Origin of the sequence: Klebsiella sp. GG_Kp173 (assembly GCF_040062415.1) — a bacterium.
Taxonomy (GTDB): Bacteria; Pseudomonadota; Gammaproteobacteria; order Enterobacterales; family Enterobacteriaceae; genus Klebsiella; species Klebsiella quasipneumoniae.
Window position 1 is genome coordinate 1 of sequence record NZ_JBEAFZ010000031.1, and the last position, 21,570, is coordinate 21,570.

The 21,570-nt window shown below is 50.0% G+C and carries 17 protein-coding genes and 1 pseudogene; 14 read left to right on the forward strand and 4 right to left on the reverse strand.

Annotation, left to right across the window (positions count from 1 at the left end):
- Positions 1-55: 55 nt before the first annotated feature.
- The 7 genes and pseudogenes from ABLU50_RS14775 to yjeJ form a co-directional block, all read left to right on the forward strand.
- Positions 56-1,510: pseudogene (locus tag ABLU50_RS14775) on the forward strand (fimbria/pilus outer membrane usher protein); the annotation flags it as partial.
- 17 nt (positions 1,511-1,527) lie between these two features.
- Positions 1,528-2,553: a fimbrial protein gene (locus ABLU50_RS14780; RefSeq protein WP_087832246.1), complete on the forward strand. Its 1,026-nt coding sequence runs from the start codon at positions 1,528-1,530 to the stop codon at positions 2,551-2,553.
- A 327-nt stretch (positions 2,554-2,880) separates the two neighbouring features.
- The gene (locus tag ABLU50_RS14785) at positions 2,881-3,246 is read left to right on the forward strand and encodes a hypothetical protein (protein ID WP_057212445.1); all 366 of its coding nucleotides are present in this window, start codon (positions 2,881-2,883) and stop codon (positions 3,244-3,246) included.
- A gap of 138 nt (positions 3,247-3,384) precedes the next feature.
- Positions 3,385-3,771, forward strand: coding sequence for a hypothetical protein (locus ABLU50_RS14790; RefSeq protein WP_057212446.1), 387 nt, complete (start codon positions 3,385-3,387; stop codon positions 3,769-3,771).
- 474 nt (positions 3,772-4,245) lie between these two features.
- A complete protein-coding gene (locus tag ABLU50_RS14795; RefSeq protein WP_057212447.1) occupies positions 4,246-5,532 on the forward strand; it encodes an HlyD family secretion protein in 1,287 nt (428 codons plus the stop codon).
- Positions 5,525-7,642, forward strand: a complete 2,118-nt coding sequence (locus ABLU50_RS14800; protein ID WP_057212449.1) for a peptidase domain-containing ABC transporter — start codon at positions 5,525-5,527, stop codon at positions 7,640-7,642. Before ABLU50_RS14795 ends, ABLU50_RS14800 begins: the two co-directional genes overlap by 8 nt.
- Positions 7,643-7,668: 26 nt before the next feature.
- Positions 7,669-8,523, forward strand: coding sequence for a YjeJ family protein (gene yjeJ, locus ABLU50_RS14805; RefSeq protein WP_057212450.1), 855 nt, complete (start codon positions 7,669-7,671; stop codon positions 8,521-8,523).
- Positions 8,524-8,625: 102 nt separating this feature from the next.
- Here the strand turns inward: yjeJ and ABLU50_RS14810 are convergent, their stop codons facing one another.
- From ABLU50_RS14810 to ABLU50_RS14820, 3 genes are all read right to left on the reverse strand, one after another.
- The gene (locus ABLU50_RS14810; RefSeq protein ID WP_004206410.1) at positions 8,626-8,979 is read right to left on the reverse strand and encodes a DUF4156 domain-containing protein; all 354 of its coding nucleotides are present in this window, start codon (positions 8,977-8,979) and stop codon (positions 8,626-8,628) included.
- Positions 8,980-9,237: 258 nt separating this feature from the next.
- Complete coding sequence (gene groL, locus ABLU50_RS14815) at positions 9,238-10,884, reverse strand: chaperonin GroEL (RefSeq protein ID WP_002885441.1); 1,647 nt, start codon at positions 10,882-10,884, stop codon at positions 9,238-9,240.
- A gap of 37 nt (positions 10,885-10,921) precedes the next feature.
- A complete protein-coding gene (locus tag ABLU50_RS14820) occupies positions 10,922-11,215 on the reverse strand; it encodes a co-chaperone GroES (protein ID WP_004152420.1) in 294 nt (97 codons plus the stop codon).
- Between the two features lie 233 nt (positions 11,216-11,448).
- On the opposite strand from ABLU50_RS14820, the gene yjeH reads away from it, so the two are divergent.
- Positions 11,449-12,702, forward strand: a complete 1,254-nt coding sequence (gene yjeH, locus ABLU50_RS14825; protein ID WP_057212452.1) for an L-methionine/branched-chain amino acid transporter — start codon at positions 11,449-11,451, stop codon at positions 12,700-12,702.
- Positions 12,703-12,753: 51 nt separating this feature from the next.
- Here yjeH and ABLU50_RS14830 read toward each other — a convergent pair whose 3' ends face one another.
- The gene (locus ABLU50_RS14830) at positions 12,754-13,230 is read right to left on the reverse strand and encodes an FxsA family protein (protein ID WP_004206407.1); all 477 of its coding nucleotides are present in this window, start codon (positions 13,228-13,230) and stop codon (positions 12,754-12,756) included.
- 337 nt (positions 13,231-13,567) lie between these two features.
- Here ABLU50_RS14830 and aspA point away from each other — a divergent pair, with 337 nt between their 5' ends.
- From aspA to ABLU50_RS14860, 6 genes are all read left to right on the forward strand, one after another.
- Positions 13,568-15,004 carry an aspartate ammonia-lyase gene (gene aspA / locus ABLU50_RS14835; protein ID WP_002885424.1) on the forward strand — a complete coding sequence of 479 codons (1,437 nt, stop codon included), beginning with the start codon at positions 13,568-13,570 and terminating at the stop codon, positions 15,002-15,004.
- Positions 15,005-15,118: 114 nt separating this feature from the next.
- On the forward strand, positions 15,119-16,420 hold the full coding sequence (locus ABLU50_RS14840; RefSeq protein WP_017900073.1) for an anaerobic C4-dicarboxylate transporter: 1,302 nt from the start codon (positions 15,119-15,121) through the stop codon (positions 16,418-16,420).
- Positions 16,421-16,562: 142 nt separating this feature from the next.
- Positions 16,563-16,886, forward strand: coding sequence for a divalent cation tolerance protein CutA (gene cutA, locus ABLU50_RS14845; protein ID WP_004206404.1), 324 nt, complete (start codon positions 16,563-16,565; stop codon positions 16,884-16,886).
- A complete protein-coding gene (locus ABLU50_RS14850; RefSeq protein WP_057212454.1) occupies positions 16,862-18,658 on the forward strand; it encodes a protein-disulfide reductase DsbD in 1,797 nt (598 codons plus the stop codon). The genes cutA and ABLU50_RS14850 overlap by 25 nt, the downstream gene beginning before the upstream one ends.
- A gap of 20 nt (positions 18,659-18,678) precedes the next feature.
- On the forward strand, positions 18,679-19,269 hold the full coding sequence (locus tag ABLU50_RS14855; RefSeq protein ID WP_060656845.1) for a transcriptional regulator: 591 nt from the start codon (positions 18,679-18,681) through the stop codon (positions 19,267-19,269).
- A 67-nt stretch (positions 19,270-19,336) separates the two neighbouring features.
- Complete coding sequence (locus tag ABLU50_RS14860; protein WP_057212456.1) at positions 19,337-21,424, forward strand: DUF1176 domain-containing protein; 2,088 nt, start codon at positions 19,337-19,339, stop codon at positions 21,422-21,424.
- Positions 21,425-21,570 lie beyond the last annotated feature (146 nt).

Below are 21,570 nucleotides of genomic sequence, written 5' to 3' on the forward strand. Positions count from 1 at the left end.
GGGCCAGTAATGGGTTAAGTGATAACAGGTGTCTGGAAATATAGGGGCAAATCCAGAGTATGAAATTACCAGCGGTAAATATCGTCCATACGATGGTAACGTTGATGAGAAACCCTTTACTCAGGCTACCATCAGCTATGGCGCATTGAATAATACCACTTTCTATACCGGTATGCAGGCCGCATCAAACTATCAAGCGCTCGCGCTCGGCGTTGGGCAGAACCTGGGCGACATTGGCGCGCTTTCAGCCGACGTCACTCAAGCGTGGTCGAAAAAGAAAGATACAGATAAAACATCTGGTCAGTCCTGGCGTATCCGCTACGGTAAAAATATTCTCGAAACGGGTACTAACATCACCGTTGCCGGCTATCGCTACTCTACATCCGGTTTTAATACACTTACCGACGTGATGAATACCTACAATAACCGCTATGGCAGTTATACTTCTCACGCAATTCGTAACCGAACTAATATTACCGTCAGCCAAAGTCTGGGGGCAGGATTAGGTAGCCTTTCCGTATCCGGTATCTTTGAGGACTACTGGGATAGCAATCGACGTAATAACTCATTGAATGTTGGCTATAACGGTGGGTTCCGTAACGTTAACTATTACGCGGGCTATAGTTACAGTCGATACTCATGGGGTAATAATGGCTCAAGCCGTACCGTAGAGGATGATCATGTTTTTACCTTTAATATCACCGTACCGTTAAGCGAATGGTTACCGAAGACCTACGCAAGCTATAACATGACGAACAGTAACCCAGGTTCTACCGATCAATATGTCTCACTGAGTGGAACAGCGTTAGAAAACGATAATCTGGACTGGAACGTACAGCAGGGTTATAGCAATCGGGAAGATGCCAGCGGCGGCGTCTATGGCAACTACCGTGGTTCAATGGGTTCGGTTAACGGCGGCTACAGTTACAGTAAACACAGCCAGTTAGTTAACTATGGTATGAGCGGTGGCGTATTAGTACATGCTGACGGTATTACTTTAGGTCAGGAGATCTCAGAAACCTCAGTATTGGTTAAAGCTCCCGGCCTGAGCCACGTTAGTCTGGAAAATGATGGGACCATAAAAACGGACTATCGTGGTTATGCAATTCTTCCATATGTAACGCCGTATCATCGTACCAGCGTAACACTGGATAGTACGTCTCTTAGCGAAAATATGGAACTGCCGAATACAACGCAGACAGTCGTACCAACGCGTGCCGCCATCGCAAGGGCGAATTTCGAAGGTAACATTGGCCGTCGCGCATTCCTGATACTCAAGAGAAACTCAGGAGATTATGTCCCCTATGGTGCAACGGTAACCTTAACGCTCGATAAGAATGCACAGGCCAGTATTGTTTCTGATGGCGGCATGGTCTACATGTCAGGGCTTAAAGACAGCGGCGTAGTATATGCACAGTGGGGTTCAAAAAGTGGTCAGCAATGTAAGGCAACTTATAGCTTAGCCTCTACAACCGAAGGCATCACGCAGACTAGTGCGATTTGCCGTTGATAAGGATAGTCATAAAAATGAAAAAAATACTTTTTTTTATCAGCTTGTTTTTTATCAACTTACCAGCTATAGCGACATGCTCTTATAGTTCTGGTTCAGAAGCGAATGTTAACCTTACCGTTTCTTCGAAAATACTATCAGACAATACATTACCCGCTGGCTCTATATTAGCAGTCAGAACGGTTGGTGGTAATGTTAGCAGTATGAGAACGTTTTCTAATTGCGGAACAAGCGATCTTTATGGCGTTATTGCATCACCTGCAGCGGTGGAGGCGCCAGGAGTAAGTGGTATTCAAGGTGGAAAGGTTTATGAGACCGGAATTCCTGGGATTGGTTACCAAATATCTGATGCTATATCAGGCACTAATTATCGTCCCAATCCTGCAACGATGGGAACAGTATCTGCATGGAATCTTGTTGCGTATCCGGTATCACAAATAACTGTTTGGCTCATAAAAACAAAAGACAATATTGATACGAGTATAAAAAACTCATTTAAAGTAAATGTCTCATATATGGCTGGCTCCGCACAGCAAATCCAGGCCAATTCGTCAAGCGCTCGTTTGTTAAAAGTTAACGTTACACTTGGACCATTTACCTATCGCGACACTTCTTGTAATGTTACTCCTCGTAATGGCAGTGTTGTGACTTTATCCAATATTGAAGCAAGCCAGCTAAAATCATTGGCTCAAGGTGCTATAACCGGTAAGCAAAAAGACATTACTTTAGATATTACATGCCCACAAACATCGTTAGGAACTAAATATATATATTGGTTTAACCCGATAACTGAAAACTCATCATCAATTGATGGAGTATTAGTTAATAACATACCTCAAGCAGCTGGAGGGGCCAAAGATGTCGGTTTCATCATCAAAAAAGGTTCATCCGCGATAAAATTCTATGACTACAAAAGCTACTCAATATCAAGCGTGACTAAAAACCAATCAATAACTCTTACTGCCGATTATTATAAGTTGTCTGAAAACATTACCCCAGGAGCAGTTCAGGGGATTTTCGAAGTCATTTTACAAGAAGAGTGATAGATGCATAATTATCTTACTAACAATGAGATGCTATCCAACACTTTATAGATATATATAATATGCACAAGTTATCTTTTAATAAAGGTAACTTGTTTTTATTTTTATAAGTTAATGTGAATCGGTCAGCGTGAGAGGACCTAAAATTAATGATGAAAGTTAATAGTTGAATATGTAAAATCACATATGAATTACAAAATTCAAATTGAAAAAAGCACCAATCTTGCCAAAATATCTTTGGAAACACGAGACAGTAGTGTTTCGTTTCTTTCTTTATATTGAAATTAAACAATAGCTATAACCCACACTCTCAATAAGGTAAACAAAATGAAAGAATTAACAGCAATTGAAATGAATGATATTTCCGGTGCAGGAATTAAGCAAATCCTTGATGGTTCACAAAATATGTTTGCTGGCTTAGTGGATGCTACTGTTGGTGCCGCTATCGGATTAATCGGTTATGCTTCAGGCGGTGGCCTTCAGGGTGGACTGACTGGTAATGGATCAGGCGGTGGTTTGCTTGGTTTTGGTACGATTGCAATGGGTATTGGTGCATTATGGGGAGCTATCCAAGGGGGTATTTTCGGTACTATCATGGGCGCATATAACGGTGCTGATTATGTAAATGGTCAGATTACTCGACTCATTGATGGAATCCTGGATGGTACTGCCGGTGGCTTTAAAGCAAACTAATTTTCATAGCAAATATTTTAGTTGGCAATAAATTGACTTTCCAAGCCTCGAGATCTTCTCGAGGCATATTTGTCCTATAATATACAATTATCCACTTACTATTAAATTATAACGTCTTCAAAATCATAAGGAGATATAATGAAAGAGTTAACAGCTATCGAAATGGATGATATTTCTGGAGCAGGTATTAGGCAGATTCTAGATGGAACGCAAGATCTACTTTCTGGACTTGTAGACGCGACCGTTGGTGCAACTATTGGTTTAATTGGGTATGCATCAGGTGGCGGACTTCAGGGAGGGTTAACTGGTAATGGTGCCGGAGGTGGTGCTTTAGGGTTTGGTACTATTGCAATGGGTATTGGTGCTCTTTGGGGGGCAATCCAGGGGGGTATTTTTGGTGCTATCATGGGTGCATATAATGGTGCTGATTATGTTAATGGCCAGGTTACGCGGCTTATTGACGGAATCCTGGATGGTACTGCAGGCGGCTTTAAAGCTAACGGTGGCTTTAGTATTAGCTTTTAATTTCTATATAAGTACTATTCAATAAACTTAATCTCAAAATGAAATTTGACGCTCCTAAAAAATTTATTAGGTAATATTTTATTCTAGAGATTTAAAGTTGTGTTTGATGAGTGATATTTTTCGCATTGTTCTGGCAAGCATCAATATGCTACTAAATATCTAACAAGGTTGATATTAGGCATATTAATGACTTTATGAAAAAGCAATAATATGATTTCTTGCTAGTCTCTTCCTTGGTGAATATTGATTAACATCAATCATTAGCAAATATAATGCCTCCAGATAAGATTAATATTTCTCACTATATTGAAAATACATATTGCATGGTACTTTAAAGACTCAACCGAGACTGTTTATTATTATTCAATTAACGTATGCAGAAATGTTCTGCATACGTTAACCCACATAAACAATAACGAAAAATGTCATAAACATAGCCATTTTTCTACAGTTCTAAATTTAAAGCGATTAAACATGAAGAATAAACTCTATCGCAAGGAAGCGATTGAATATAAGAGAAATTATTGGAAAGGAAAAGCTTTGTTACTAGCGGGAATCCCATCCTGGCTGATAGTATCCCTATCTTTTGCATTCTTAATCTGTTTGATATTAACTTTGACTTTCTGTAAATACACCCAGCGAATTGATGTTCGAGGAGAAGTTATAACACTGCCTCATTCAATAAATGTTTTCGCTCCGCAACAAGGTTTTGTAATAAAAAGATATGTTGCTGTTGGCGATATTGTTAAAAAGGGAACAGCTCTTTATGAGTTGGATGTATCAAGATCTACTATAAGCGGAAATGTTAATGAAACAATGACTGCAGCTATTACTGAAAAAATATCTAACGCAGAAGAAATAATTAATAAGATTAAGAAGAATAGGACTGAAACATTAGAAGCACTGAACATACAAATTAAGCAGTATGAATTAACACTGCAAGAAACTTATAAAATGCTAAAGAATGCTGGAGATGGGTTGAAAAAAATGAAGGAAAACCTATCGAGCTACGATAAATACTTAAAGGAAGGCTTAATAACTAAAGATCAATATAACTATCAACATTCATTATATTTTCAACAACAAAGTACATACCAATCACTTGTTAGCCAAAAAATGCAAATCGAATCACAATTAACTCAGTTATATAGTGATAAAGTTATTAAAGGGGCAGATTTTGACAATCAAATTTCAAATCAAAAAAACCAAATAAATGATTATAAAAATCAAAGAGTAGAGTCTACCGCGAATGGCAATATTGTTGTGAAAGCGACAGCTGAAGGCAAAATAGAATCGGTTTCAGTGACTGCCGGACAGATGGTGGATAAAGGTAGCAGTTTAGCACAGATAAAACCGACTGGGAATGTGGAATATTATCTTATTCTATGGTTGCCAAACAACAGCATTCCTTATATTAATCCTGGCGATACTGTAAATATTCGTTATGATGCTTTTCCCGCAGACAAATTCGGTCAATTCCCAGGGGAAGTTGTATCTATTTCTTCAGTTCCTGCGTCACGCCAGGAAATGTCAGAATATACAAATGCCATAACCAACCCTAATCAGCAGGAGCTTGCTTTGTATAAAGCAATTATAAAAATAAAAGACACTAGCTTTATATATAGAGATAAGGAATTGAAATTATCCAATGGTTTAAAAGCCCAAGCGATAGTGTTCCTTGAAGAGCGCCCTCTTTATATGTGGATGTTCACTCCTTTTTATAAAATAACTCAAAGCGTGAGTGGCCCTATAAATGAATAATAATATTTTTAAAATTATTGTCGAAAAATTAAATTTCTCTTTGAAGAAAAAGGTTCCTGTTGTATTACAATCGGAAGCAGCTGAGTGTGGTATCGCTTGTCTCACAATGATCTCCTGCTATTATGGCCTAAATATTGATTTATTTAACTTCAGAAATCGCTATGGGAGTCCATCACAAGGATTCACTTTATTATCATTGAGTAAAAACGCAGAAAGGGTCGGTTTAAAAAGCCGAGCACTATCATTAGACTTAGATGAAATAAATCAGTTAAAGCTTCCTTGCATTATACATTGGGGATTGAATCATTATGTTGTACTAACAAAAGTTCGTAGGAATAGTTTTATTGTGCATGACCCAGCCTTAGGCAAACGTATTATTGGGCTTCAGGAAATGTCAAACCATTTTACTGGAATTGCACTTGAAATATGGCCTGATCAGAATTTTCGACAAGAGAAAGCTAAATCACGCTTACGCTTATTAGACTTAATGAGAAATATTGTAGGTCTAAAAAGCACACTTATTAAAATATTTTCCTACTCTGTGGTAATTGAAGCTATTGGTCTTTTAATTCCAATAGGTACACAGATGGTTACAGACCATGTAATAATGGCACACGATCAGAGTCTTCTTGCCGTAATATGTATTGGTTTAGTTTCATTTACTTTATTCCGTACATTTATAAGTATGCTACGCGCATGGACATCTTTAACATTGAACACATTAACAAACATTCAATGGAAAACGACCCTGTTCGATCATCTGACTAGCCTACCACTTTCTTTTTTTGAGAAACGGCATTTGGGTGACATTCAGTCTCGTTTTTCATCACTAGATATTATACGTTCAACATTCACGAACAGCATTGTGACAGGGATCATTGATTCCATAATGACCATTGGTCTTTTAATAATGTTGACGCTTTATGGAGGATGGCTTGTTTGGGTTGTTATTGGATTTACATTATGTTACGCCGTAATGCGTTTAGCCACCTATCGATTTTATCGCCGAGTTTCAGAAGAGCAAGTAATCAAAGGTGCGCGTTCCAGTTCACATTTCATGGAATCTTTGTATGGGATCGCAACGATTAAGGCGCTAAATCTTAAAGAGAGGCGCTCACAACACTGGTTGAATTTAAACATTGATGCTTGCAATGCAGGAATTAAACAGACACGCTTTGACATGATGTTTAGTGGAATAAATACTTTTATTTCGTCCATCGACCAGGTTGCCGTTTTATGGTTAGGAGCGATCGCTGTTATTCATAATGACATGACTCTTGGTATGTTTATGGCATTTAATGCTTATAGAGGCCAATTTTCCCAACGGGCATCTAGTCTAATAGACCTATTTATGCAACTAAGAATGCTATCATTACATAATGAAAGGCTTTCTGAGATTGCTTTCAGCGAACCTGAAAAGGATATGCCTACTCGTCGATTATTTGATAAAAATGAAGGTGTAAAAATTGAAGTAAAGAATTTGAGTTATCAATATGATTCTTTTTCACAACCTATATTTTCAAACCTTAATATCACGATTCAACGAGGTGAATCAGTAGCTCTTGTTGGACCATCTGGCATTGGCAAAACAACGCTTTTAAAAGTTATGTGTGGCCTTCTTTCGCCTACCAACGGTGATGTCCTGGTTGATAATCTCAATGTCAATAAAATAGGTTTAAATAATTATCGTCTTAGTACCGCGTGTGTTCTACAAGAAGACCGTTTATTCTCCGGCTCTATTATGGAAAATATCAGTGGATTTGAGGATAATGTTGATGAAGAATTTGTTATTGAATGTGCTCGGCATAGTAATATCCACGACGAAATTATGAGCATGCCAATGGGATATGAAACACTCATTGGTGAACTTGGCTCAGGAATTTCTGGTGGTCAAAAACAACGTTTATTAATAGCGAGGGCTCTGTACCGTAAACCTTGTATTTTGTTTATGGATGAAGCGACAAGCCACCTTGACTTAAACAATGAATCTAGTATTAACAATGCGATATCTAAACTAAGTATTACGCGTATTATCGTCGCTCATAGACCCTCGACAATTGCCTCTGCTGATCGTGTGATCGATCTTTCAGAATGTAGAACAACAGCATAAAATTAATAAAGTAAGGTAGAGAAAAAATGATACTTAAAGGATTAAATACTGCCCCAATTAAACAAGGCGATCATCTTTTCCTGATGGCATTTAAAATTAGTGGCACTGAAAATAATGGTTGTTTATTTTACATGCAACTCACAACATTAGTGGATCTACTAATTATTCTACGTAGCCGAATAACAAAGGTTGCACAACGTCTTGTTGAGCGTGGCAATAAATATGAAAAGAAAATCAAATCTGACATTGATATTCTTAATAATAATATACCTGAAATATATTATTCCGAAGTTTCACAACCTAATTCAATGCAGCTTGTTACCTCTATTGCACCAAAATTCAAAGACGAGGCGATTTCTCTAATCATTGCCATGCAAAATGAAAAGATTATCACTATAGAAATTAATGATACGCAAGTGGAGTTTTTTATTCTTGCCATTCAGAAAGCCATTGAAACAATAAATGATAAAGAAACCCTAAACATACTTGGTTCTTTACTTGATTTTTTACTTCTCTATTCAGTAGATTTAACGAATCTTGATTTTTTAAACTATAAAGAAATAAATCACGAACTCTGGAAACATAATTTATATTCAGAGTATCTGGCTGTTCTTTACTGCTTTGAAACTGAAAGAGGAAAAGTAATTCTCTCGGGAGCTATTATTAAAGCAAATGCCCAATATGACTCGCAAGAGGTACAGCATATAATTCATAAAGTGGCGGCATTGACGCCAATGTTAAAAAAAATCCAGGAAAAATATACCTTATATAAATCTTTTTGCCAGAAAATTACTTCCGATTCGGGTCAGATTTTAACAAAAGAAGCTTGTCTTACTCAGCTACACTCTTTTTGTCTTAAAACACAAGCTCAACTCAATTAGCGTCTAATTTGGGTATCTACAAGGACGTAGAAAACGGCGTTACCTTTCCAGCCGTTGCCCGGGTTCCCCTCTCCACCAGGAGAGGGATAACCCGCTGTCAAATCAATTCGGGCACTTATAAACCTGGCCATTCATTTCACTGTCGGTGGGCACAAAACTCGACAGCAGGTTTTGCGTCGGGCTGCTGACGCCGTAAATCACGTTGCCGCCCATCGCTGCCGCCTGGTTACGCAGGGCATTAGCTGCACCGCGCATGGATCCCCCTTCGTCACCATTCTGCCCGGAGAGCCAGTTGCTCTGTTTACCCGTCGCGGTCCCTAACAGCTGACACTCTGCACCCGGCTTCTCCTGTACAAAACGCACATTCTGGCCGGCAGAGGTTAATTCATTGCTGGAACTGCAACCTGCTAACAGTAAGGCTGCGCCGGCAATCCCTGCTAAATATTTTACCTGCATGTTATTCCCCATGATCGATGAGCTGGACGCACTGGCCCGGATGTAAACCTGTCATCCTTCAAACTGCGTCGGCATGAGCCGCTTTCATTCCTTACCCGGTCGCGCTTGTCAGTCGCTTCCGATACGAAGGTGCTTGCCGCTCTGATACAGCTTAAATGATTTTATGTATAAGCCTTATACTAAAAAGCGCACCAAAAGAAAAACCCCCAGCCATTGCTGGCCAGGGGTTTCTGCTTTTTTATGCTGTATAGCGCACGATTACATCATGCCGCCCATACCGCCCATGCCGCCCATGCCGCCAGCAGCACCTAAATCAGGCGCGTCGCCTTTCGGCAGGTCGGTCACCATGCACTCGGTGGTGATCATCAGGCCAGCCACGGAAGCCGCGTACTGCAGTGCAGAACGGGTTACTTTGGTTGGGTCCAGGATACCGAAGTCGATCATGTTGCCGTATTCTTCAGTTGCCGCGTTGTAACCGTAGTTACCGTCGCCTGCTTTCACGTTGTTCGCGACAACAGACGGCTCTTCACCGGCGTTGGACACGATCTGACGCAGCGGCGCTTCCATTGCGCGCAGCGCAACTTTGATACCGACGTTCTGATCTTCATTCTGACCGGTCAGGCCAGCGAGTTTCGCAGCAACGCGAACCAGCGCTACGCCGCCGCCAGCCACCACGCCTTCTTCAACCGCAGCACGGGTTGCGTGCAGGGCGTCGTCGACGCGTGCTTTTTTCTCTTTCATTTCAACTTCGGTAGCTGCACCGACTTTGATTACTGCCACGCCGCCAGCCAGTTTAGCGACACGTTCCTGCAGTTTTTCACGGTCATAGTCGGAGGTTGCTTCTTCGATCTGCTTACGGATCTGAGCAACACGGCCCTGGATTGCGGACTCTTCGCCAACGCCATCGATGATGGTGGTGGTGTCTTTATTGATAACCACGCGTTTCGCCTGGCCCAGGTCTTCCAGAGTTGCTTTTTCCAGCTCCATACCGATCTCTTCAGAGATAACGGTACCGCCGGTCAGAGTAGCGATATCCTGCAGCATGGCTTTACGACGGTCGCCGAAGCCCGGCGCTTTCACCGCAGCCACTTTAACGATGCCGCGCATGGTGTTAACCACCAGGGTCGCCAGCGCTTCGCCTTCAACGTCTTCAGCGATGATAACCAGCGGTTTGCCCGCTTTCGCTACAGCTTCCAGAACCGGCAGCATTTCGCGGATGTTGGAGATTTTTTTGTCAGCCAGCAGGATGAACGGGCTTTCCAGCTCAACGGCGCCGGTGTCCGGCTTGTTGATGAAGTACGGGGACAGGTAGCCACGGTCGAACTGCATACCTTCAACCACGTCCAGTTCGTCTTCCAGGCCAGTACCGTCTTCAACGGTGATCACGCCTTCTTTACCGACTTTGTCCATCGCTTCCGCGATCAGTTTACCTACGGTTTCGTCAGAGTTAGCGGAGATGGTACCTACCTGAGCGATAGCTTTGGAGTCAGAGCACGGAACAGACAGCGCTTTCAGCTCTTCTACTGCAGCCAGTACCGCTTTATCGATACCGCGTTTCAGATCCATCGGGTTCATGCCTGCAGCAACAGCTTTCAGGCCTTCGTTCACAATGGCCTGCGCCAGCACGGTTGCGGTGGTGGTACCGTCGCCTGCCGCGTCGTTCGCTTTAGAGGCAACTTCTTTCACCATCTGCGCGCCCATGTTTTCAAACTTGTCTTCCAGTTCGATTTCACGAGCAACGGAAACGCCATCTTTGGTGATGGTCGGCGCGCCGAAGGATTTGTCCAGAACCACGTTACGGCCTTTCGGGCCCAGGGTCACTTTAACTGCATCTGCCAGTACGTTTACGCCGCGCAGCATTTTTACACGAGCGTCGTTACCGAATTTTACGTCTTTTGCTGCCATTTCTTATATTCCTCAAATTCGTTCAGGGTCGTGCGAATTAAGCTTCAACAATTGCCAGGATGTCGCTTTCGGACATGATCAGTACTTCTTCGTTGTCGATCTTTTCAGTCTTCACGCCGTAGCCATCGTTGAAAATCACGATGTCACCAACTTTAACGTCCAGCGGCTGCACGGTCCCGTTTTCCAGGATGCGGCCTTTACCGACAGCGATGATTTCGCCACGCGTTGACTTAGCTGCTGCAGAACCGGTCAGAACGATGCCGCCCGCAGATTTGGTTTCAACTTCTTTACGTTTGACGATCACACGATCATGTAACGGACGAATACTCATTGATAGCTCTCCTTCGAGAAAGTCATTATCAGTTATGGGTGACGCCGGGCCGAACGCGGTTTACCGGCTAGTGCAGAGAGAGATGGGGATGGCCATTTCCGGCTTCAAGGGCAAAATTAAAAAAAAATTTTTACCTTTGCGCTGGCACGCAAAAAGCGGCGTCACCGGGCAACCGGTCATAAGGAAAAGCGATTGTGATACTCTCTTTCTTTTTACTGGCGCAGGATGGAATCATGAGTGGTTTAAAACAGGAGTTAGGGCTGGGACAGGGAGTCGGGTTGCTTTCCACCTCACTGCTGGGCACTGGCGTTTTCGCCGTCCCGGCGCTTGCGGCGCTGGTCGCTGGCGATAACAGCCTGTGGGCATGGCCGTTGCTCATCCTCCTTGTTTTTCCGATTGCCATCGTCTTCGCCCTGCTGGGCCGCCATTTCCCCAGCGCGGGCGGCGTGGCCCACTTTGTCGATATGGCCTTTGGCCCACGTCTGGCCAGCGTCACCGGCTGGTTGTTTTTATCGGTTATCCCGGTCGGGCTCCCCGCCGCGCTGCATATCGCCACTGGCTTCGGCCAGGCGCTGTTCGGCTGGCATGATGCGCAGCTGTTGCTGGCGGAGCTGGGTACCCTGGCCATCGTCTGGTGTGTCGGTTCACGCGGCGCCAGCTCCAGCGCCAACCTGCAGACCCTGGTTGCCGTGCTGATTGTCGCGCTGATCGTCGCCGTCTGGTGGCGCGGCGGAATAAGCCCGGCGCAAATCCCCTTCCCCGCCCCGGCGGCGATCGACCGCGGCCAGCTCTTCTCCGCGCTGTCGGTGATGTTCTGGTGCTTTGTCGGGCTGGAAGCCTTTGCCCATCTCGCCTCGGAGTTTAAACATCCCGAGCGCGATTTTCCCCGCGCGCTGATGATAGGCCTGCTGCTTGCCGGCTCGGTCTACTGGGCCTGTACCGTGCTGGTGTTGCACTTCCACGCGTTTGGCGAGGAGATGGCGGCGGCCGCGTCTTTACCGAATATCGTGGTCCGCCTGTTCGGCGTCGAAGCGCTGTGGGTGGCCTGCGTCATCGGCTATCTCGCCTGTTTCGCCAGCCTTAACATCTATATTCAGAGCTTCGCCCGCCTGGTCTGGTCGCAGGCGCAGCATAAGCCGCAGAGCTACCTCGCGAGGCTGTCGCCGCGGCAGATCCCGCGCAACGCCCTCAACGCCGTGCTGGGCTCCTGCGTGGTCAGCACCTTGTGTATCTATTTTCTCGACATCAATCTGGACGCGCTGATCGTCTATGCCAACGGCATTTTCATCATGATCTATCTGCTGTGCATGCTGGCGGGCTGTCGTTTGCTGCGCGGGCGCTATCGGCTGCTGGCGGCGGTGGGCAGCATTCTCTGTCTGCTGCTGCTGGCGATGGTCGGCTGGAAGAGTCTGTACGCGCTGGTGATGCTGGCGGCGCTGTGGTTGTTTTTACCGAGACGCAAGCTGGCGACAACAGGCAGCGTATAGGCGCAAATAAGAAAGCGGCCCGGTCGCGTCTGCTGACCGGGCCGATAAAAGTTAATCGCGGCGATCGTCCTTATGGTCCAGACGGTCGCGCTGTTCGTCCTTGCGCTGGAATTCCCCTTCGAAGGTCTCTCCACCGCCAGTCCCGGCGCTAAAGCCGCCGCCCGGCATCCGGCTGAAGCGCAAATGCGGCATCAGCTTCATCGTCAGGTGCTTCTGCACCGGGGGCAAAAGCAGCAGCAGGCCGAGGAAATCGGTAAAGAACCCCGGGATCAACAGCAGCAGGCCAGCGATAATGAGCGAGACGCTTTTGATCATCTCCGCCGCCGGGCTCTCGCCCGCGGCCATCTTCTGCTGCATCAGCAGAAAATTTTTGAAGCCCTGGTTACGCACCAGCGACATCCCCACCACCGAGCTAAAGATCACCAGGATCAGCGTCATAAAGACGCCCAGCACGTGCGCGACCTGGATAAAGATCGATATCTCAATGTACACGTAAAGAAAAAAGGCAATAAACGGAATCCAACGCACCGGCGTCTCCTTCATCGACAGGCACCGAGTTCGGCCCCCGTAGTTATCAATTTGCTGATCGCATCCCACTAAGATGGGGATGCTGAGCGGCTTTTCAATCAGCGGAAATGCTTATTTTTTCCAGGAATAGGAAAGCGGTGACCCATTTCACAGATTAATAAATCTTCTCACACCCGCGATGTAATAAGTGATCAAGCTTACTGATATTCGCTATCATCAGCATATGATCTTGGGCACCGGGCCGGTTAAGGAAATAATCGTCGGCCAGAAAATATACTGAATACTGGATATTCTGTGTATTTGGTGAATTCATTGGCAGCTTGAAAAGAAGGTTCACATGTTAAACAACATTCGTATCGAAGAAGATCTGTTGGGCACCAGGGAAGTTCCCGCGGACGCTTACTACGGCGTTCATACTCTGCGAGCGATTGAAAACTTCTACATTAGCAACAGCAAAATCAGCGACATACCAGAATTCGTGCGCGGCATGGTAATGGTGAAGAAAGCCGCAGCGCTGGCGAACAAGGAGCTGCAGACCATTCCCAAAAGCGCGGCAAATGCGATTATCGCCGCCTGTGACGAAGTCCTGAATAACGGCAAATGCATGGACCAGTTCCCGGTCGATGTCTTCCAGGGCGGGGCCGGCACTTCCGTAAACATGAACACCAACGAAGTCCTGGCGAACATCGGCCTCGAGCTGATGGGTCACCAGAAAGGTGAGTACCAGTATCTGAACCCAAACGATCACGTTAACAAATGTCAGTCCACCAACGATGCCTACCCGACCGGGTTCCGCATCGCGGTGTATGCCTCCATCCTCAAACTAATCGATGCGATTAAGCAACTGGGCGAAGGTTTCCAGGCGAAAGCCGTAGAATTCCAGGACATCCTCAAGATGGGCCGCACTCAGCTGCAGGACGCGGTGCCGATGACCCTCGGCCAGGAGTTCCATGCCTTCAATGTGCTGCTCAATGAAGAGACCAAAAGCATTCTGCGCACCGCGGAGCTGCTGCTGGAGGTGAACCTTGGCGCAACCGCCATCGGCACCCGCCTCAACACCCCGGACGGTTATCAACAGCTGGCGGTACAGAAGCTGGCGGAAGTGAGCAACCTCCCGGTCGTTCCGGCGGAAGACTTGATTGAAGCCACCTCGGACTGCGGGGCGTACGTCATGGTCCACAGCTCGCTGAAACGCCTGGCGGTGAAACTGTCCAAGATCTGTAACGACCTGCGCCTGCTCTCTTCCGGACCGCGCGCGGGCCTCAACGAAATCAACCTGCCTGAGCTGCAGGCTGGTTCTTCTATTATGCCGGCGAAGGTTAACCCGGTGGTGCCGGAGGTGGTCAACCAGGTCTGCTTTAAAGTGATCGGCAACGACACCACAGTAACCATGGCCTCCGAAGCCGGGCAGCTGCAGCTGAACGTAATGGAGCCAGTGATCGGCCAGGCGATGTTCGAATCTATCCATATTCTGACCAACGCCTGCTACAACCTGCTGGAGAAATGCGTCAACGGCATTACCGCCAACAAAGCGGTGTGCGAAGGTTACGTCTATAACTCCATCGGTATCGTTACTTACCTCAACCCGTTTATCGGCCACCACAATGGCGATATCGTCGGCAAGATCTGCGCCGAAACCGGGAAGAGCGTGCGGGAAGTGGTGCTGGAGCGTGGGCTGCTGACGGCGGCGGAGCTGGATGACATTTTCTCCGCGCAAAACCTGATGCATCCTGCTTATAAAGCGAAGCGTTATACCGATGAAAGCGAACAGTAATCTTTCCGGATAGTCATTCAAAGGCATGTCAGCGATGACATGCCTTTTTGCTTTTTAGTTTTACTAAAATACAACAATCCAATATCAACTTGTTAAAAAACAAGGAAGGCATATATGTTTGGTGCAGAACTGGTTATTGTCCTGCTGGCGATTTATCTCGGCGCCCGGCTCGGCGGCATCGGTATCGGCTTTGCCGGTGGCCTTGGCGTCCTTGTCCTGACGCTTATTTTTCAAATTAAACCGGGTGCGATCCCCTTCGACGTTATTGAAATCATTATGGCGGTGATTGCCGCTATCGCCGCCATGCAGGTCGCAGGCGGGATGGATTACCTCGTCAGCCTCGCCGAACGGATGCTGCGTCGCCACCCGAAATATATTACCTTCCTTGCCCCGCTGGTGACCTGGTTTATGACCGTGCTCGCCGGCACTGGCCATACCGCCTTCTCCACGCTGCCGGTGATCACCGAAGTGGCCAAAGAGCAAGGCATCCGTCCGTCCCGTCCGCTGTCGATTGCGGTGGTGGCCTCCCAGATAGCGATCACCGCTTCGCCTATCTCCGCCGCGGTGGTGTTCTTTGCCGGGATCCTGGAGCCGCTGGGCGTTAGCTACCTGATGCTGTTGGCCATCTGTATTCCGGTCACCCTGCTGGCGGTAATGCTCACCGCTATCGTCTGCAACTTCCTCGGCTGCGAGCTGAAAGACGATCCTGTTTACCAGGAGCGGCTGGCCAAGGGTGAAGTCAGTCTACGCGGCAGCCAGGTTTTTGAACTGAAGCCGCACGCCAAACGTTCCGTTCTGCTGTTTCTGATCGGCATCGTGGCGGTGATGTTCTACGCTACGGCCATCAGCGATACCGTCGGCCTGATCAAAAACCCTGTACTACCGCGTAACGAGGCGATCGTGGTGTTTATGCTGACCATCGCCACCCTGATCAGCATCACCTGCAAAATCGACACCGGCGAAGTGCTCAATGCCAGTACCTTTAAGTCCGGGATGAGCGCTTGCGTCTGCGTGCTCGGCGTCGCCTGGCTGGGGGATACCTTCGTTAAAGCGCATATCAGCGACATCCAGGCCGTGGCCGGCGACTTGCTGCAAAACTACCCGTGGCTGCTGGCGGTGGTGCTGTTCTTCGCCGCCACGCTGCTCTACTCGCAGGCGGCCACCACCAAAGCGCTGATGCCCGCCGCGCTGCTGCTGGGCGTCAGCCCGCTGACGGCGATTGCCTCCTTTGCCGCGGTCTCGGCGCTGTTCGTCCTGCCCACCTACCCGACCCTGCTGGCGGCGGTGGAGATGGACGACACCGGCTCAACCCGCATTGGTAAATATGTCTTTAACCACGCCTTCCTGATCCCCGGCGTTATCGCTATCACCCTGTGCGTGATCCTGGGCTTCATCTTCGGCGGGATTATGCTGTAAATGCCGTCGGCAGCGGAACCCCCGCGGCCCGGGGGCCCGGCGGGGCCCCGCGGCCCGTTTCCCTCCCATTCCCCGCTCGTGACGCTAATATCCCCGCATCTTGCATGCTATAGTGCCTCTTTTCGCTGATACGAGGTTCATGATGACTACGCCTGATGCTGTTGTTGTGCTCTGTACCGCGCCGGATGAAGCAACCGCCCAGGATCTGGCGGCGAAAGCGCTGGCGGAAAAGCTGGCCGCCTGCGCCACGCTCCTGCCGGGGGCCACCTCGCTCTATTACTGGGAAGGGAAGCTGGAGCAGGAGTATGAAGTTCAGATGCTGCTCAAAACCGATCTTGCCCATCAGCAGGCGCTGCTGGACTGCCTGAAGTCTCACCACCCGTATCAAACCCCTGAACTGCTGGTTCTGCCCGTCACGTATGGAGACAACGATTACCTCTCATGGCTTACCGCATCATTACGCTGATCCTGCTGCTGTGCAGCGCGTCAGCCACCGCCGGGTTATTCGACGCACCGGGGCGCTCGAACTTCGTGCCTGCTGACCAGGCCTTCGCCTTTGACTTTCAGCAGCAACAGCATGACCTCAACCTGAGCTGGCAAATCAAGGATGGTTACTATCTTTATCGTCAACAGTTTACCTTCCGCGCCGCCGGGGCGACGATCGCCGAACCGGCACTGCCGGCGGGCGAGTGGCACGAGGATGAGTTTTACGGCAAAAGCGAGATCTTTCGCCAGCGCCTGACCGTTCCGGTCACGGTGAAGCAGGCGGACAAAGACGCCACTCTCACCGTCACCTGGCAGGGCTGCGCCGATGCCGGATTCTGTTATCCGCCGGAGACCAAAGTGATCCCGCTGAGCGCCGTGCTGGCGGCTTCGGCCGATGGCCAGGCGTCCACCATTGACCCTGCGCCGCCGGCGAGCAGCCGTCCGGTGTTCAACCCACCGCTGCCGGTTGAGCCGCGTCCGTCCCCGGAGATCGCCGCTTCACCTGCGCCTGCCTCTGCGCCGCCAGCTGACGCCCCCGCCCGCCTGCCTTTCACCGCCCTGTGGGCGCTGCTGATAGGCATTGGTATCGCCTTCACCCCCTGCGTGCTGCCGATGTACCCGCTGATTTCCGGCATCGTGCTGGGCGGCAAACAGCGGCTTTCCACCGCGCGCGCCCTGCTGCTGGCCTTTATTTATGTCCAGGGGATGGCCTTAACCTACACCGCGCTGGGGCTGGTGGTGGCCGCCGCCGGGCTGCAGTTCCAGGCGGCCCTGCAGCACCCGTATGTGCTGGTGGGTCTGTCGGTGGTGTTTATACTGCTGGCCCTCTCCATGTTCGGCCTGTTTACGCTGCAGCTGCCCTCCTCGCTGCAGACGCGGCTGGCGCTGCTCAGCAATAAACGCCAGGGCGGATCGCCCGGCGGAGTCTTTGCGATGGGCGCTATTGCCGGGCTGATCTGCTCCCCCTGCACCACCGCGCCGCTGAGCGCCATCCTGTTATATATCGCCCAGAGCGGTAATCTGTGGCTGGGCGGCGGCACGTTGTACCTCTACGCGCTGGGCATGGGCCTGCCGTTGATCCTCGTCACCGTGTTTGGCAACCGTCTGCTGCCGAAGAGCGGGCCATGGATGGGCCATGTAAAGACCGCCTTCGGGTTCGTGATCCTGGCTCTGCCCGTTTTCCTGCTGGAGCGCATACTCGGCGACCAGTGGGGATTACGTCTGTGGTCAATGCTCGGTATCGCCTTCTTCAGCTGGGCGTTTATCACCTCGCTGGGCGCCACCCGGCCGTGGATGCGGCTGGTGCAAATCATTCTTCTTGCCGCCGCGCTGGTCAGCGCCCGCCCTCTGCAGGACTGGGCGTTTGGCGCCCCGGCGCTCGAGCAGCAGGCGCACCTGGCCTTCACCCGCGTCAGCTCGGTGGCCGAGCTTGACCGGGCGCTGGCGCAGGCAAAAGGTCAGCCGGTGATGCTCGATCTCTACGCCGACTGGTGCGTGGCCTGCAAAGAGTTTGAAAAATACACCTTTAGCTCACCTGACGTGCAGCAGGCGCTGAAAGGCGTCGTGTTATTACAGATTGATGTGACGAAGAACAGTCCGCAAGACGCCGCGCTCCTGAAGCGCCTGCAGGTGCTCGGTCTACCGACGATCCTGTTCTTCAACGCGCAGGGTCAGGAACAGCCCGACCGGCGAGTCACCGGCTTTATGGATGCTGCGGCATTCAGCGCCCATTTGCGCGATTGGCAAGCGTGAGCGACACTTTAGGAGGAAAGATGGAGGAGAACACCGTGCTGCGTGAAGACGTCCTGGCAGAAGCCATTAAAATTCTTGAAATTGAAGGTATCGCCAACACGTCGCTGGAGATGGTCGCTGAGCGCGTATCCTGTCCGACGAGCGACCTGAAACGCTTCTGGCCCGATCGTGAAGCGCTGCTGTATGACGCGCTTCGCTATCTGAGCCAACAGGTGGATGCCTGGCGCCGTCAGCTGCTGCTGGACGACACCTTAAGCGCAGAGCAAAAGCTGCTGGCACGCTATAACGCGCTCACCACCTGCGTCAGCAACCAGCGCTACCCCGGCTGTTTGTTTATTGCCGCCTGCACCTTCTATCCGGATGCCCAGCACCCGATCCACCAGCTGGCAGAACAGCAGAAGCAGGCTTCGCTGGCCTACACCCATGAGCTGCTGACCCAGCTGGAGGTGGATGATCCGGAAATGGTCGCCAAGCAGATGGAGCTGATTGTCGAGGGCTGTCTGAGCCGTCTGCTGATCAAACGTAGCCAGACGGATGTCGATACGGCGCGGCGGCTGGCAGAAGATATTCTGCGCTTCGCCCAGTGCCGTATGGGCGGGGCATTAACCTGATTCTGATATCCTAACCGCCACGTCGCGCCTATAATTTCCCCCTCACTGATTGCTGACAGGGATTGATATGCGCGCGTTCTTCTGGGCTGTCTGGCTGGGGCTGTGCTCTACGCCCCTGCTGGCGGCTCCCCTGCAAGGTTTTTCCTTTGCGCAAAAAGACTGGGAGCTCGCCTGCGATAACACCGGCACCTGCCGGGCGGCGGGTTACGGCGTTCGCATGGGCGAGGTTAGCGTGCTGTTGACCCGCAACGCGGGCAGCGAACAGCATCCCACCGCCATGGTCACCTTCGCGCAGATTGAACACGATATCCCCGCCGACTCCACCGCCAGCCTGCTGATCGACGACCGGGACCTCGGCTCGCTGGATGCCGTGGATGACAGCCACTTCCGTCTGGACAGCGATCAGACATCCGCTGTGCTGCAGGCCTTGGCGAACCAGCGCAAAATCGGATTCGCCCTTAACGGCCAGCACATGCTGCTTTCCAGCGCTGGCAGCCGCGAAGTGCTGCGTAAAATGGATGCGTTTCAGCGACGAACCGGCACCGCCGACGCGCTGCTGGATAAAGGCGACGCGGGCGACGACGCCATCTTGCCCGCCGCCCCCGCCCCGGAAATCATCGCCGCGCCGGTGATCCACAACGCGCAGCCTGTACCGCTAAACATGCTCCAGCGCCAGAAGCTGTTGCCCTCCCTGACGCCGCTGCTGAATCAGCGCTGTGAAGACTGGCAGAACCCGGCCATTCCGGCGGCAGAGCGCCAGATTACCCTTACCGCGCTGGATAAAACCCATTCGCTGGCGCAGGCGCTCTGCTGGCGAGCGCCCTATAACGATGGCTATGCCCTGTGGCTGGTCGACAACGCCCAGTTGAGCAAACCGCGGCTGCTCACTACCGAGGCCTCCAGCTACGCCAACGGCACGCTGGTCTTCCTGCATAAAGAGCGGGGCATGGCCGACTGCGTAACCGGCGAGACGCGGGTCTGGGAGGGTAAGACCTTCGTTCCCAGCCTGAAGTACAGCACCGGTATGTGCCGGGAAATCACCCCGGGCGGTACCTGGATGCTGCCGACCTTTGTCAGCCAGGTGATCCCGAAGCAGCAGAAAGAGGCGGATAACCTGGCCCTGCGAACGCTGTATAACGCGGTGCTGAAGGCGCAAAAAAGCGATCCCGAACTGGCGCTGAACCGGGTCGCCGAGCAGTTTCCGTTAACCGGCCATATTACCGACTTCACGCTCACTTACGCCGATGACAGCCTGGTGACGACCAGCAAACCGTCCCCGGATATCAGCGATGACGAGTGGCAGGCGTTTCTGCGCTCCGCAATTAGCGCAGATTCAGAAAACGGCAAAGTCAGCTTTACGCTTATCGACCTCGACGGCGACGGCAAACGCGATCTGATCATCGACAGCTACGTGGGCGGCACCGGGCTCTTCAGCTACACCGGGGTGCTCCGGCGCGGCGATAATGACTTTGCCGCCGTCGACGGTAGCGACAGTGATAATGGCGACGATTTCGATGCCGGGGTGCCCGGCGCCCTCTTTTCCATTAATGGCCGCGGGGCTAACCAGTGGAACCACTGGGTCAAAATCAACGGCCAGGTGTATGCCCTGTGGTACAACGGCCAGTTTGGCGAAGATAATCTCTACCTGCTGCGCCCGTTCAGCACCGCCAGCCAGACGCCCGCGGTGACGGTTCGCTATCGCTATACGCTGAACAGCATCCGCTCCCCGGAGAAAGACCAACCGCTGACCCCCAGCCTGAGCGACGGCGATAAAGCGGATCTGCTGCGCTCGCTGGAGGTTATGCAGGGCAACCTGCTGAAAGATAAGCCCGCCAGCGACAACGATGCGCCGATCTGCCCCATTCCGCCCGGCACCTCCGCCGACGAGGCGGACAACTACTACAGCGGCGTTGCCGTCAACTATATCTATGAGACGGTGGCCTATATTCCGGTGTGGCTGAACGGAAAATGTTATATCGGCACCATTTTCAGCCATCATGGCGCCTATCGTCACGGCGTGGATGCGGAAATCACGCTGAGCTCGCCGCGGGAAGATGAAGAGGTGATTGGTGATTACCTGATTTCCGGGTTGCGTCACGTTATCTCCGTCACCAGCGGCTGGAAAAGCCGTCAAGGTGATAACGGCATGCAGTGATATTGAGTCAAAATGCGCCTTTGAACGCGGAATTGCCGCAAAGATAAGCAATCGACAAGTAATTTAAGAAATTTGGTTGACGGGGTGGGCGGATTACGGTTTAATGCGCCCCGTTGCCCGGATAGCTCAGTCGGTAGAGCAGGGGA